Below are 13980 nucleotides of genomic sequence, written 5' to 3'. Positions count from 1 at the left end.
GTCGGGCCAGCCAATGCCTTCGCCGACCCGCAGGGGTCCCGATATAACCCGCTACATTCGCCGCATGGACTCGAAAGCCACCACTCGCCTCAGCAAGTTTCTCAGTCAGCATCTGCGCCACCAGCCCCAGGCCATTGGCCTCACGCTGCAAGAAGGCGGCTGGGTCAACGTAGCCGACCTGCTGGCCGCCTGTGCCGCCCACGGCCACCCTCTCACCCGCGACGAACTAGAGGACTTAGTCGAGGATAACGATAAGCAACGCTTTGCCTTCGACGAAGCTGGCCAGCGCATTCGGGCCCAGCAGGGACATAGCGTGGAAGTCGATTTGCAATTGACTCCCGCCACGCCGCCCGCTGTGCTCTACCATGGCACGGTGCCCGCCGCGCTGCCGGCCATCTGGGCGTCGGGCTTGCAAAAGATGAGCCGCCACCATGTGCATCTCTCGCCCGATGAAGCTACTGCTCGGCGCGTGGGCCAGCGCCGGGGCCGGCCCACGCTGCTTGCCGTAGATGCCGCCGCCCTACACGCGGCAGGCGGCGTGTTTTACCGCTCGGGCAATGGTGTGTGGCTGGTCGATAGTGTGCCCCCACAGTACCTACGCGAGTTGCCCAGCTAGGTAGCATTTTCAGTAAAAAGCTAGCGCCGTTGCTCTTTCTGTTTGCTGGGGCCTTTGCGAAAAATAGCTCGGGGATAGAAGCAGCTTATGGTGTCGTTTAACTTCAACGCACTTAGAAGGATGTAAAACAGCAAGAGGCAGCGAACAAGGTTCGCTGCCTCTTGCTGCTAGTGCTTTACCGCCGCACCTAGGGCAAGTTGGCGTGCACGGTGAAGCGCGAATCGGCGCGCACGTCGGTATTCTGGCGTAGCGTTTGGGCTAGCTCGGCGGTGGTAGTGAGGGTGTAAGAATTGCTTTTCAAATACAAGTCAAGCTTGTTGCCGGCCGGGGTGAGGTTGATGCTCGTTTGGCCCGTGGGCACGGTAGCCAACGATGCCAAGAGCACCTTATTAGAGCCCGCCGCATCGGTCGAGATGTAAATGCTGATGCTTTTCAGAAAATCGAAATTTTGAGTGCTTGGGTTGGTCACTGTCAGCGTTAGGCGGTCGAGGGTAACATCCTGCACATAGTCGGCCGACGTGTTATTGCTTTTATAGGTGCTCTGGGCAGTAGTAGGCACCGACACGCCCGGGATGCTCAGCGATATTCCGGGTGGCACGAAGGGAGTGCCCGGCACAGTAAAACTGCTAGAATCGCTAACCTGAAAGCTGAGAAGGTTCAAGATTTTTTTGCAGCTTACGGCACCTAGAAGCAAAAAAGCTAGCAGCGGCAAGTAGTGTTTTTTGAAGATGATATTGCGCATAAATTGTTTATGGATGATAAAATGAGTACTTTACTGATAAGCACAAATATAAGCGCCTAGGGTAGCTAATGCTCAGCTTTTTCGGGCAAATTGTCGGCCTAGCAGACAAACTGCTACTTTGCACAGGTAAGCGTAGCCTACCGCCCTCAAGGCCGCTAGCTACGTACTGATGCGCTCGTCCCACCCAGCTTTTTCATGAAGTACTTTCTCCTAGGTGGCGTGCTCGCCCTGGCTAGCACCGCAGCTGCCCAACGCCCCGCCTCACCCGCCCAAAACGCGGCTACCGTCAAGCTGCCCGGCAGCCTGAGCATGCCTACGCTGCCCACGCCGCGCCAACTCTATCCCGGCTTGTTTGAGGCCGTGCAGCTTAACCGGGTGTATGCCGATAACAAGACCTTTGTGGATGTCCTGCCCACCGCCCCACCTGCCGAGATAGTGGCCGCCTACGAGCGCCAGCGCAGCCAGCCGGGCTTCGACCTGAAGACTTTTGTGGGGCAATATTTCAAGCCACCCGTGGCGGCTACCGATGTGTATCGTAGCAACGTGCAGGCCGGCATCCGTGCCCACCTAGATACCCTCTGGACGGTGCTGCGCCGCCCTGGCCAGGCTGAAGCCGCGCAGTATTCGTCGCTGCTACCCTTGCCGCGCCCGTACCTAGTGCCGGGTGGGCGCTTCCGCGAGATTTACTACTGGGATTCGTACTTCACGATGCTGGGCTTGCGCCAAGCTGGCCGCACAGCGCTGCTGCGCGACATGGTGGCCAATTTTGCTTACCTCATCGACCGCTATGGGCACGTGCCCAATGGCAGCCGCACGTACTACCTCACGCGTTCGCAACCACCGTTTTTTGCTCTTATGGTGCAGCTTTTGGCCCAGGCCGAAGGCCCTGGCAGCCAAGCAGTGCAGCAGTTTCGCCCTCAGCTCAAGCTCGAATACGCCTACTGGACTAGTGGCGGCGATAAGCTGCAGCCTGGCACCGCCGCTGGGCGCACCGTGCGCATGCCCGGCGGCGAACCCCTCAGCCGCTACTGGGACGATAGCGACCAGCCCCGCGAAGAGTCGTACCGAGAAGATGTGGAAGCGGCTAAGAAGAGCAAGCAGCCCGCACCAGTATTCAACCGCAATGTGCGCGCCGCCGCCGCTTCGGGCTGGGATTTTAGCTCGCGCTGGTTTGTGCCCGGCAAAGGCCTCGAAACCATCCGCACCACCAGCCTCGTGCCTGTTGACCTCAACTGCCTGCTACTGACCCTGGAGCAAACCCTAGGTACCGCCGCCCGCCAAGCGGGCGACTCGACCGAGGCCAAGCAATTTCGCCAGGCGGGGCAGGCGCGAGCTGCCGCCATTCGGAAGTATTGCTGGGATGCCAAGGCGGGGTTCTACGTTGACTATGACTTGCCGCAACGCCGCCCCTCGCCGGTGCATACGCTGGCTGGAGCGTTTCCGCTGGCCTTCGGCGTCGCTACGCCCGACCAAGCTAAAAAAGTAGCGTCGCACCTTCAAAATGAGTTTTTGCGCCCCGGCGGCCTACTCACTACCACCAACCCCAGCGGCCAGCAGTGGGACGCTCCCAATGCCTGGGCCCCGCTCGAATACCTCTCCATTGTGGGCCTGCGCCGCTACCAGCAAACCGCTCTCGCCGATACCGTGGCTCACCGCTGGACGCGCCTCAATGTGCGTGTTTTCAACCAGACCGGCAAGCTACTGGAGAAATACAACGTCGAAAACACCGGTCTACTAGCCGGCGGCGGCGAGTACCCGCTGCAAGATGGCTTCGGCTGGACTAACGGTGTGCTACTGACGCTGCTTAACGAGGAGAAGAAAGCCGTTAAATAGAAACGAGCTGAAAATTAGCGAGCCTAGGGCTAGGAATGCTCATGCATTGAACGGGCTGTGGTACCACCAGCTTCGCTACTGCCCACAGAGAGACAGGCATAGCATTCTGGCATGAGTGGTTAGCTAAGCTTGCCAGTTGTTTTTCACGGCTCCTAGGCGCGGAAACAAGCAGGATTGGGTATCATCGGTTTCAGAAACTAGAATTTGCACCTTGTCACCCAGTTTCTTTTCATTGACCAACAGTATATCGTTGGTGCGGTCTTCGCCCAATAACCGCGCTTGGTTTAGGCCAGTGTACTCGTAGCTAACGGCAAAACTCTGCATGATGCTGGACCGGGATAGCCGCACCGGCCGGCTAGTAATGCCTTGTACAGTAGCCTCCTGCATGCGGCCGTGGCGGTAGAGCCGGTACTTGCGTAAAGCCGGCAGTAGCCCTATTAGCAGAAAAATGGCGCCAAGCAGTAGAAAGACGCCTGGCAAGAGGAAAAACCAGCCAAATGGAAACACGAACTGCTTCAATTCGGGAATAACGCTCTCTCCGTTCCGCGCCCGAATGCCTACGGCACTGCCCACGGCCAGCTCGGTAGCATCAAAGGTTGCAAATTGGTCGGTGTAGGTCTGCCCGCCCGCGCTATACTTATAAGTAATGAGCTCGGGCGATTTGCCGTTGATTTGTACGTTGGTAAGCAGCTGCATATCCGTGACGTGGGCCGTAGCAGCCGTGCCGTCGCGCACGATGGCTGCATAGTCGTACCGCTCGTAGGGCTGCCGTAGCGTGGCCATCATGAATAGCAGCATTGGCAGCAGGATTAGCACCGAAGACAGGGTGAAAATCAGTCCTAACATCCCAAAAGGTCCACGCTCCCGGAGTAGCGACCAGAAGGTAGTAAAGCTGACGGGGCGCGGAGTAAGCATGACACGAAAAGTTAGAGATAACCGTGAGGAGCAGCCGTTGCGAAAGTAGTTCATCCCGACCTTTGCACCCATGTACCTTACCGCCACCACCCAGTTTGGCCTCGAAGAAGTCTTGGCTGAGGAATTGAGCCAGCTCGGCGCCACCATCGACTACGTCGGCAGCCGCGCTGTCGAATTTAGCGGCGACAAAAAGCTGCTCTACAACACCATCTTATGGAGCCGCACGGCCATGCGCTTGCTGCGCCCCTTCGCTGACTTCTACGCCCCCGATGAGCGCGCCCTCTATGACGAAGTTTTCCATATTGATTGGAGCCGCTACATTGCCCCGGGCCAGACGTTTGCCATCACGGCCGTGGTCAATAAATCCAGCTTCGAGCACTCGCTCTATGTGGCCCAGCTCACCAAAGACGCCATCGTGGACCAGTTCCGGGAGCGCACCGGCGAGCGCCCCAGCATCGATACTAAGAACCCCGATATCCGCATTCACCTGCGGATGCTCGAAAACGAGGTTATCCTGAGCCTCGATGCGGCTGGCGACTCGCTGCACCGCCGCGGCTACCGCCAGGGCACCAATGAAGCACCCCTCAACGAGGTGCTGGCCGCCGGCCTAATACTGCTAAGCGGCTGGGATAAGAAAAGCCCGCTCATCGACCCCATGTGTGGTTCGGCCACTATCCTCACCGAGGCGGGGCTGCTGGCCCAGCGCATCGCGCCCGGCCTGTTTCACCAGGGCAAGTTCGGGTTTGAGAACTGGCCCGACTTTGATGCCCAGCTGTGGCAGCAAGTGCGCAAAGCAGCCGAAGCCCAGCGTATTGAGGAGCCGCAGGCCTACCTAGCCGGCTCCGACCTTGACCCGCGCGTGATTGACCAAGCCGCCGCTAACATTGAGGCTGCCGGCCTCGACGAGTGCATCCGCATCTCGGTGCGCGATGTGCGCGACGCGCAGCCGCCCAAGGACCTAGGGCCTGGCCTTGTCATTACGAACCCGCCTTATGGCGAGCGGATAGGGGAGGAGGCGCAGATGGACGCCCTTTACAAGACCATCGGCGACGCGCTTAAAACGAATTTTCAGGGCTACGAGGCGTTCATTTTTACAGGCAACCTAGAGGCCGCCAAGGCTATCGGTCTGAAAGTGTCGCGGCGCATCCCGCTCTTCAACGGCCCGATAGATTGCCGGCTGCTGAAGTATGAGCTGTATCGCGGCTCGCGGCGGGTGCAGCCAGCTACAACGTAAGCACTAGGTGCCTTGGAAAAAAGCTGTGCGGAAACTCTGTTGTTAATCCACTTGCTATTAGGTGGGTCGACAACCTAGAGCTCGGCTATTCGTAAGCAGCGGCTACAACTATAATTACCTCCGTAACCAATGCTTTCTTTCTTTCAGGGCACCGCTCGCTGGGCCGCGCCGGTAGCAGCCCTAGGCTTGCTAGCCGCTTGCAGCAGCAGCCAAACTACCACCGACACCGCCACCACGGCTACCGCTGACTCTACCGTAGCTGCCGGAGCCGCTCGCCCCGACTCGGCGGCCACGGCCAGCACCGCCCCCAAGCCCGTAACACCCAGCAAGCCTAAGCCCACCTGGGCGCCCGGCATCCACCCCGAGATGCAGGCCGTTATCGAGGCGCTCGACTCGCTGAGTGGCGGCCCCACCGCCAAGCCCATGGCCAAAATGACGCCCCAGGAGGCCCGCAAAGCCCCTAGCGCCGCCGATGCTGCGATGGCGACCATGAAGAAGTTCAACATCCCGACCCCGCCCGCCACGGCCGATACCATGAGCCGCACGGTAGCGCCCGGCGTGAAGGTGCGCGTGTACACGCCCAAAGCGGGCACGGCACCCTACCCGGTTATCGTGTATTACCACGGCGGCGGCTGGGTTATCGCTAACCTCGATACCTACGACGCTTCGGTGCGCGCCCTCAGCGAGCAGACGGGCGCCGTGGTAGTATCGGTAGCGTATCGCCAGGGTCCGGAGTTTAAGTTTCCAACTGCCCACAACGATAGCTTCGCCGCCTACCAGTGGACGCTGGCGCACACCGCCGACATTAAAGGCGACCCCAAGCGCATTGCCGTAGCTGGCGAGAGCGCCGGCGGCAACCTAGCCTGCGCCGTGAGCATGATGGCCCGCGACAAAAAAGTGGCCCTGCCCAAGTATCAGCTCATCGTGTACCCCATCGCGGGCTACGACCTGAATACACCTTCGTACCTGGCTAATACCCAGACCAAGCCGCTCAATAAAGACCTGATGGCCTGGTTCTTCAAGTACTACCTGCGTACCCCCGCCGATGGCAAGAGCCCGATGATTGACCTCGTGCACGCCAACCTAAAAGGTTTGCCCGCCGCTACCATCGTCACGGCCCAGTACGACCCGCTGATGAGCGAGGGCAAAATGCTCGCCGACAACCTACAAAAAGCTGGCGTGCCCGTGCAGTACAAGAATTACGAGGGCGTGACCCACGAGTTTTTTGGCATGGCCGCCGTAGTGCCTGAGGCCAAGCAGGCGCAAGCCTTCGCAGTAGAAGGGTTGAAGAGCGCGCTGAAGTAAGGAAACCTGCTGTTAAACAGCTACTAAAAGAGTGGTACCTGCCAAGGTGCCGCTCTTTTGTTTTTGCTGGTAAGCTTAAATTAATTGCGCCTGCTACTCAAACGCGCTAATCGGCGAGCTACCTAGGTAGCGGTGGAGAGCGCCAGACTGATAAAGGACGAGCAGCCCGACTACATTAAGGCCACTGATGAGTGCAAAACCAAGCGTGGGGCCGCCCGTGGTACTATTGAGAAGAAGAATGTAGCCTGCCACTCCCAATTGGAGCAGCACATACGCGTAAGTGAGCCCCAGCGCCCAGCGCCAGCGTCGGTATAAGCCGAGTAGCAGCAGCCACAAGCAGAGGTTTCCGCCTCCAAAATGCCCGCTTTCGGCTACAAACCAGAGTTTGCGCCAAGTAGGGAGGTAGGCGGCCAGCAGCAGGCAGGCCGCCACAACGGCCAGGTGCAATAGGGCGGAGGAGCGATGAACCGGCTGCATAAGTATAGAAGCGAGAAAAGCCTTACTAACTGCGAGTTGTCGAGTAAAGCCGCGCGTTGCGAAGGTAAGCGGTGGGTATGATATAAACCTTGTCGAGCCGCCGCCAAAAATATTTGTCGAAAGCTTTTTCGCTGAGTAGAAGGCCGCTCCTAAGGGTCCGTCGGCTACCTAGGGCCGCGTCAGCAGGCGGCTGGGCTTAGGTTGGCTAAATTCTTTGGAACTTCGTGGGGCCGATTGTTATTTTATTCTTTCGACCGAAGTGCCTTATGTCTGCTGCTACCGCCTCTGCCCCCGCTCTCACCGCCGCTCGCCAAGCGCTCAAGCGCTACTACGGCTACGATAATTTTCGCCCCATGCAGGGCGACATTATCGAGAGCATTCTGAGCGGCCAAGATACAGTGGTGCTCATGCCTACCGGCGGCGGCAAATCGGTGTGTTTTCAGATTCCGGCTGTGGTGAGCGAGGGCGTGTGCGTGGTGGTATCGCCGCTCATCGCGCTTATGAAAGACCAGGTGGAGGCTCTGAAAGCCAACGGCATCGTGGCGGCCTACATCAACAGCAGCGTCAGCCAGAGCGAGTCTACCGACATCACGCGCGCCGCGCTGAGTGGGCACCTCAAGCTGCTCTATGTCAGCCCCGAGAAGCTGCTCGGCGAAGGCTTTTTGCAGTTCTTAAAGCGGCTCAACGTGAGCATGTTTGCTATCGACGAGGCGCACTGTATTTCGAGCTGGGGTCACGATTTCCGGCCCGAGTACACGCAACTCGGCGCGTTGCGGCAGCATTTCCCGAGTACGCCCATCATCGCGCTCACAGCCACGGCCGACCGGCTCACGCAGCGCGACATCAAAACCCAGCTCAACCTGCACGAGCCTAGAGTATTCTTGTCGAGCTTCGACCGGCCCAACATCAATCTCGTGGTGCGCCCCGGCCAAGACCGCCTAGGGCAGATTCTGGACTTCATCGGCCGCCACCCCAACGACGCGGGCATCATCTACTGCCTCTCGCGCAAGACCTGCGAAACCGTAGCCCAGAAGCTCCAGCAGAAAGGCATTAAGGCTGGCCATTACCATGCCGGCATGACGCCCAACCAGCGTGGGGCGGTGCAGGAAGCCTTTTTGCAAGACGACCTGCAGGTAATCGTGGCGACCATCGCTTTTGGCATGGGCATCGACAAGAGCAACGTGCGCTGGGTAATGCACTACAATCTGCCCAAAAACATTGAGGGCTACTACCAGGAAATCGGCCGCGCTGGCCGCGATGGTGGCCCTGCCACCGCGCTGCTTTTCTACAGCTTTGCTGACGTGATGTCGATGCGCGACATGGTGACCAAAGATGTGCCCCCGCGCCAAGCCCAGCTCAACCAGGCCAAGCTCGAGCGCATGCAGCAGTTTGCTGAAGCTGCCAGCTGCCGCCGCCGTATCCTGCTGCACTACTTCTCCGAGGACCTAGGGCACGATTGCAACAACTGCGACATCTGCCGCAACCCACCCATCACCTTTGATGGCACGCTGCTGGCCCAAAAAGCCCTTTCGGCCAGCGTCCGCACGCAGCAACGCGTGGCTATCAATTTGCTGATTGACATCTTGCGTGGCATGCGCAACCAAGCGGTGCTGCAACACGGCTACGACCAGCTTAAAACTTACGGTGCGGGCCATGACTTGCCTTACCTCGATTGGTACAGCTACGTCCACCAGATGCTCAATGATGGTCTGTTTTATATCGCCTACGAGGAAGGTTACGCTCTCAAAATAACCGAGCGCGGCCAGCAAGTCCTGAAGGGGCAACTGCCAGTGTCGCTCAAGAAATTTCAGCCCGCCGAGAAAGCCGAAAAAGGCACCCGCGCCAGCAAAAAAGCCGCCGCAGAAGCCGCTGCTGCCAGCGCCGGTTCGCCCGAAGCACGCCTCTTCGAGCGCCTGCGCCAGCTCCGCAAGCAGATTGCCGACGAGCAGGGCGTGCCGCCATACGTGGTATTTACCGACACCACCTTACAGGAAATGGCTCGCGAGCAGCCCACTAGCCGCGTGGCCATGCTCTCGGTATCGGGGGTGGGTATGAAGAAATTTGAGACCTACGGCGAGGTATTTATCGAAGCCATTTTGCAGCACGGCACTCCCCGCGCCGTGCCCACCGAGTATGAGGCTGATGAGCCCAATGTGCCGCCGTTCAACGACGACTTCGCGCCCGCGCCCCGCGCGGCAACCAAGGCGGCCGACCGCGACCCTTCCGAAGATGTTACGTTTCAGCTGCACCGCCAGGGCCTTACGCCCGAGCAGATAGCTGAGCAGCGCAACTTGGTAGTGGGCACGGTGCGTAGCCACCTCGAAAAAGCTTACGCCAAGGGCCTCGACCTGCGCCTGCAGGATTTTCTGTCTGATTATGACCTAGCCGAAATTGCCACCGCCCGGAAGCAACTCGGTGGCACCCCCGCTCTGCGTGACCTCTTTGACCACCTGCGCGAAAAATACGATTACTTTCAGCTACGGCTGGCAGGTGTATACGAGCAACGGCGGGGGCGGTAGAAACCATCCAGAGATGCTGCACGCCTGAGCTTTTGTATCCAATGGCAAATGCCTGTACTTCAGGCATAGTACGGGGTGTTGATTGCAGGCATATAGCAACTGCTTAACTACCAACTATAAAATTGTATTAAGCAAAATGGTAACAGTAAAACAGCCGCCCCAATGGAGCGGCTGTTTTGCTAAGTGCAGACTGCATTACAGCCCCGGAATCACATCTAGTAGGCTCTTGCCCTTCGTTGCTATTGCCTCGCGAAACTGGTTCTTCACCACGTTCTTCACGATTTCACTGGTGTCGCGCTCGCCGCTGGCTAGCGCTTTCACAAACTCAATGGCTTGGCTGGTGCTCACCTTGCCGGGCATGGCAGGCTCGTTTTTATCGACGTAGCAGTTGACTACCACCGGCCCATCGTGGGCCAGCGCCTCGCGGATGGTTCGCTCGGCATCCTTGGTTTCGCGGATGGTGAAGCCAGTAGCGCCGCAAGCTTCGGCAAACCGAGCGAAGTCGATATTTTCCAGGTCAACGCCAAACTCGGGATTGCCTTCCATCACGATTTGCTCCCACTTTATCTGACCTAGGGCTTGGTTGTTGAAGATAAACACCTTGATAGGCAGCTTATAACGCACAGCCGTGGCCAGCTCACCCATCAGCATGGTGAAGCCACCGTCGCCCACTAGCGCTACTACCTGCCGGCCGGGGTGCGCCACCGACGCTGCAATGGCGTAGGGTAGTCCGGCTCCCATCGTAGCCAGCAGGCCTGAGGTCGAGAACTGCATCGCTTCCTGCATCTGGATATAGCGCGCTGCCCAGGTTGTATTGTTGCCGCAGTCGCAGGTTACAATAGCGTCGCTATCCAGCAAGGGGCTGAGTGTATGCGGAATTACCTGCGGCTTCATGGGCGTAGCCTCCTGCGTGCCGCGCTCGGTCAGCAGCTCTTGCCAGGATTTTACATTGTCCTGCGCTTTCTCAAGAAAAGAGTGGTCGTCTTTTGGTTGTAGCAGCGGCAGTAATCCTTGCAGCACAGTTTTGGAGTCGCCAAGCAGGCCCACTTCTACCGGCGTGCGCAAGCCGATGTGCGTGGCATCGAGGTCTATCTGTACGGTGCGGGCCTGGCCGGGCTTCGGGTAATACTCTAGGTAGGGAAAATGCGTGCCTACCAACAGCAGCGTGTCGCACTCTTCCATCACGTCCTGCGAAGGCGCGGTGCCTAGTAGCCCTAGGCCGCCGGTGGTATAGGGTGAGTTATCGGGCAGCACTGCCTTGCCTAGCAGCGCTTTAGCTACCGGGGCGCCCAGCAGCTCGGCTACTTGCTCTAGCTCGGCGCGGGCACCTAGGGCGCCGCGTCCGGCCAGAATAGCGACTTTCTTGCCCGCGTTCAGCACGTCGGCAGCTTTTTGCAATTGGGCTTGCGTAGGAGCCACTTCGGAGCTTACGAGCACGGGCTTGGTGTGGCCTTCTACGTTTTGGGCCGATATCTTGTCGTCGCTCGTGGTCCAGTCCTGAAAGTCTTTCGGGAAAGAAATATGCGCCACCGTGCGCTGCCCCAAGGCCGTGCGAATGGCTTGGTCCAAAATGATGGGCACGTGCTCGGGGCCCATTACGCGCTCGTTGCAAGCCGCCACATCCCCGTACAGCTTTACTAGGTCTACGTCTTGTTGCCAGTAGGTACCACTGAGGTCGTGCGCCGCGCTGCCCGTAATGGCCAGCACCGGCTGCCCGTCGTACTTGGCGTCGTAGAGACCGTTGAGCAGATGGATGCCGCCCGGCCCCCCGGTGGCCAGGCACACGCCCAGCTTACCCGTAAACTTGGCGTAGCCCGCCGCCATAAAAGCGGCAGATTCTTCGTGGCGCACCAGCACCAGCTTTATCTTATCCTGGTGCGTGCGCAGCGATTCGTAAATGCCGTTGATGCCATCGCCGGGCAGGCTGAAGATAGTATCTACGCCCCAGTCCAGCAGTCGTTCGACCAATAGGTCAGCTCCGGTTTTAGCCATTGGTAGTAGGAATTTTTAAAAGTTTAAAAACTACTATTTCCTACGTGCATAGGCATTTTTTGGGCAAAAAGGCACATTTTTTTTAGTAGCCCAACAAATTTGAACCAAGTTCGTTGGCAAGTCTAATGGAATTAGTAACTTGCGCCTTGTGTTGCTGAAAAGTGTGCGTCGTCAGCCCGTCGCGTTGGGCATTTCCCTCCTTTGCCTTCCATCTACTTATGATTAATACCAATCTAAAATTTTGGCGCCGTGAGCTGGGCTTGACGCAGGCGCAGTTGGCTGACAAGCTGAATATTAAGCGCTCGCTGGTGGGTGCCTACGAAGAGGGCCGCGCCGAGCCGCGCTTGGCCACGCTCGTGAACATGGCGCGCCTGTTCAATATTCCGCTCGACTCGCTGGCTACTACCGACTTTACCAAAAAGAAGAACGCTAAAACCGCCGCTGCCTTGCGCGAGGCTGGTCCGCTCACCGAAACGCTACCTGAAGAGAAGCCCCTACGGGTGCTGGCCTTCACGGTAGGGTCCGATGAGAAAGAAAATATCGAACTGGTGCCATTGAAGGCTGCCGCGGGCTACCTCAATGGCTACGCCGACCGCGAGTTTATTGAAGAGCTGCCCCGCTTCCGGTTGCCGATGCTCCCAAGCACGGGCACTTACCGCGCCTTCGAAATAGCTGGCGACTCGATGTTGCCGCTCACCAGTGGCACTACCATCGTGGGCCGCTATGTCGACGACTGGGCCACCATCAAGGATGGTACGCCTTGCATCGTGGTGAGCCAAAAAGATGGCATCGTGTTCAAGCGTATTTATAATAAGCTGAAGCAAAACGCCTTATTCGGTCTGCACTCTGATAACCCCAGCTACACGCCCTACGACCTGAAAGCCGAGGATGTGCTCGAAATTTGGGAAGCCAAGAGCTATATCAGCAGCACGTTCCCCATTGGTGGCGTATCACTGGAGCACTTGGCGGGCCTTGTGATGGACCTGACGCAGCAGGTGAAGACAATGCAATTGCAGCGCGCCTAGGTTCCTAAAGCCGTTATCATAACAAAAAAGCCTCCCGCACGCTGCGGGAGGCTTTTTTTGGCATATAGTCCTAGTCCATAGGGGTATGCAGAGTCAATCTGTGTCTGACGTTTTTAGAATAAAATACCTGCTTCTAAACGGAGCGACTTGGCGAGGGTATTATTGCCGAACCAGTCCAACGGCAAGTCGTAACGCCCTTCAAGTAGCAGGACTGGCCCGCCTTTTATGCGTAGCAAGCAGCCTGCTCCAGCGGCCCCACCTAGGATAGCGGATGAGCCACCGGTGTCGTACGCCTGCTCGCCGGTGGGCCTGCCGTTACTGTCCACTAGCTGCTTGGTAGAGCTGTTGCTGACATTAACCGCTAAGCTTGGGCCTATATTGAGGTAGGGAGCTACGGCCTCGTGGCTAAAAGTATAATGTACCAGTAGCGGTACCTGCAACTGCGAATAGCGTAGCTTTACTCCGTATAAACCAACATAAGTGCCTTGATTAGAGGCAGGTAGTGTGGGAAGTGGATAAGTGCCCGCCAGGTGTAGGTAATTAGCTTCGAGTTGCAGTCCCCAATTGGAACGGGTAGTGAATAGCGCTACTGCACCTGCTTGATAGCTAGAAGTATTCTGAGCGCCAGGCCCGAAAACAGTCTGGGCGTAAAAATCTGTTAGTATTGGCGAGAAGTTCGGAAAACCTACCCCACCCTTTATACCAAATTGCGCGTGCACGCCGGACGGGGTTTTCACCAGCTCGCTAGGTTTTTGCAAGCACTGGTTGTAGTCGGTGGTCAGCGCAATTAGGCCGCTCTGCGTGTAGCGGTAGCGGGCCGTAAAGCCATTGGAGCCAATATTTAGGCTAGAACAAGAAGAAAGCAAACGGGCATACGTAAGCAGGGCCGTAGTGGGCGGTACTTCTACCACGTATGCCGAATCAGCGGGCTGTAGGTAATAGCGTACTTGGGACGCCACTAGGTCTTTGCCCGAATATAGGCTCATGTAGCCGCGTACCAATGGCACTAGTAGTTGCGGTTTGCCAGCCGGCCGGCCAACGGGTTTGCTCACCCGCAGAGGAGTGTGGCCAGTACCATAGCTGCTAAGCTGGCTGTATACGTAATAGTTGGGTGATGACGCTGGTGCAGATGTACAACAGTCGCCGCGCGTCCTGTTAGCTGAATGCGTCCTCGCAGGGTATCGCCAGTCGTTGTTACTACGTAGTTGGCGACTGGCTGCTGTGCTTGAGCAGGAGTTACGTCTAATAGACTGACTATGGACAGCAGTGCCGACAAGAAAATGGCTGACCGGGGGCGTGTAAAAAGAATCATCAAGAAGTTT

The 13980-nt window shown here is 57.8% G+C and carries 11 protein-coding genes; 6 read left to right on the top strand and 5 right to left on the bottom strand.

The genetic code is table 11. The features are described from left to right. The first annotated feature begins 13 nt into the window (after positions 1-13). A complete protein-coding gene (locus FNT36_RS06120) occupies positions 14-616 on the top strand; it encodes an RNA 2'-phosphotransferase (RefSeq protein ID WP_233635709.1) in 603 nt (200 codons plus the stop codon). Between the two features lie 187 nt (positions 617-803). Here FNT36_RS06120 and FNT36_RS06115 read toward each other — a convergent pair whose 3' ends face one another. Continuing rightward, a complete protein-coding gene (locus FNT36_RS06115) occupies positions 804-1232 on the bottom strand; it encodes a hypothetical protein (protein ID WP_233635708.1) in 429 nt (142 codons plus the stop codon). A gap of 321 nt (positions 1233-1553) precedes the next feature. Between FNT36_RS06115 and treA the strand changes: the two genes are divergently transcribed. Further along, positions 1554-3191 carry an alpha,alpha-trehalase TreA gene (gene treA, locus FNT36_RS06110; protein ID WP_144845369.1) on the top strand — a complete coding sequence of 546 codons (1638 nt, stop codon included), beginning with the start codon at positions 1554-1556 and terminating at the stop codon, positions 3189-3191. A gap of 123 nt (positions 3192-3314) precedes the next feature. On the opposite strand, the gene FNT36_RS06105 is transcribed toward treA, so the two are convergent. Further along, positions 3315-4106: a DUF3592 domain-containing protein gene (locus FNT36_RS06105; RefSeq protein WP_144845367.1), complete on the bottom strand. Its 792-nt coding sequence runs from the start codon at positions 4104-4106 to the stop codon at positions 3315-3317. 70 nt (positions 4107-4176) lie between these two features. On the opposite strand from FNT36_RS06105, the gene FNT36_RS06100 reads away from it, so the two are divergent. Further along, the gene (locus FNT36_RS06100; protein WP_144845365.1) at positions 4177-5340 is read left to right on the top strand and encodes a THUMP domain-containing class I SAM-dependent RNA methyltransferase; all 1164 of its coding nucleotides are present in this window, start codon (positions 4177-4179) and stop codon (positions 5338-5340) included. Between the two features lie 129 nt (positions 5341-5469). Further along, positions 5470-6645: an alpha/beta hydrolase gene (locus FNT36_RS06095; protein ID WP_144845363.1), complete on the top strand. Its 1176-nt coding sequence runs from the start codon at positions 5470-5472 to the stop codon at positions 6643-6645. A gap of 93 nt (positions 6646-6738) precedes the next feature. Here the strand turns inward: FNT36_RS06095 and FNT36_RS06090 are convergent, their stop codons facing one another. After that, positions 6739-7122 carry a hypothetical protein gene (locus FNT36_RS06090; protein WP_144845361.1) on the bottom strand — a complete coding sequence of 128 codons (384 nt, stop codon included), beginning with the start codon at positions 7120-7122 and terminating at the stop codon, positions 6739-6741. A gap of 266 nt (positions 7123-7388) precedes the next feature. Between FNT36_RS06090 and recQ the strand changes: the two genes are divergently transcribed. Further along, positions 7389-9641: a DNA helicase RecQ gene (gene recQ / locus FNT36_RS06085; RefSeq protein ID WP_144845359.1), complete on the top strand. Its 2253-nt coding sequence runs from the start codon at positions 7389-7391 to the stop codon at positions 9639-9641. Between the two features lie 195 nt (positions 9642-9836). Here the strand turns inward: recQ and FNT36_RS06080 are convergent, their stop codons facing one another. Continuing rightward, positions 9837-11633, bottom strand: coding sequence for a thiamine pyrophosphate-dependent enzyme (locus FNT36_RS06080; RefSeq protein WP_144845357.1), 1797 nt, complete (start codon positions 11631-11633; stop codon positions 9837-9839). A 218-nt stretch (positions 11634-11851) separates the two neighbouring features. On the opposite strand from FNT36_RS06080, the gene FNT36_RS06075 reads away from it, so the two are divergent. Further along, the gene (locus tag FNT36_RS06075; RefSeq protein WP_144845355.1) at positions 11852-12658 is read left to right on the top strand and encodes an XRE family transcriptional regulator; all 807 of its coding nucleotides are present in this window, start codon (positions 11852-11854) and stop codon (positions 12656-12658) included. Positions 12659-12771: 113 nt separating this feature from the next. Here the strand turns inward: FNT36_RS06075 and FNT36_RS06070 are convergent, their stop codons facing one another. Beyond that, entirely contained in the window at positions 12772-13710 is a 939-nt protein-coding gene (locus tag FNT36_RS06070; RefSeq protein ID WP_144845353.1) for an outer membrane beta-barrel protein, read from the bottom strand. Positions 13711-13980: the final 270 nt, after the last annotated feature.

Source organism: Hymenobacter setariae (assembly GCF_007713685.1).
In the GTDB taxonomy this organism is placed as follows: domain Bacteria; phylum Bacteroidota; class Bacteroidia; order Cytophagales; family Hymenobacteraceae; genus Hymenobacter; species Hymenobacter setariae.
This window is presented reverse-complemented; position numbering and strand designations above follow the sequence as displayed.

Excerpts from the sequence above, each read along its gene's own strand:
- FNT36_RS06120 (WP_233635709.1), top strand. The coding sequence starts at position 14 with ATGCCTTCGCCGACCCGCAGGGGTCCCGATATAACCCGCTACATTCGC.
- FNT36_RS06095 (WP_144845363.1), top strand. The coding sequence starts at position 5,470 with ATGCTTTCTTTCTTTCAGGGCACCGCTCGCTGGGCCGCGCCGGTAGCA.
- FNT36_RS06075 (WP_144845355.1), top strand. The coding sequence starts at position 11,852 with ATGATTAATACCAATCTAAAATTTTGGCGCCGTGAGCTGGGCTTGACG.
- FNT36_RS06105 (WP_144845367.1), bottom strand. The coding sequence starts at position 4,106 with ATGCTTACTCCGCGCCCCGTCAGCTTTACTACCTTCTGGTCGCTACTC.
- treA (WP_144845369.1), top strand. The coding sequence starts at position 1,554 with ATGAAGTACTTTCTCCTAGGTGGCGTGCTCGCCCTGGCTAGCACCGCA.
- recQ (WP_144845359.1), top strand. The coding sequence starts at position 7,389 with ATGTCTGCTGCTACCGCCTCTGCCCCCGCTCTCACCGCCGCTCGCCAA.
- FNT36_RS06090 (WP_144845361.1), bottom strand. The coding sequence starts at position 7,122 with ATGCAGCCGGTTCATCGCTCCTCCGCCCTATTGCACCTGGCCGTTGTG.
- FNT36_RS06080 (WP_144845357.1), bottom strand. The coding sequence starts at position 11,633 with ATGGCTAAAACCGGAGCTGACCTATTGGTCGAACGACTGCTGGACTGG.
- FNT36_RS06100 (WP_144845365.1), top strand. The coding sequence starts at position 4,177 with ATGTACCTTACCGCCACCACCCAGTTTGGCCTCGAAGAAGTCTTGGCT.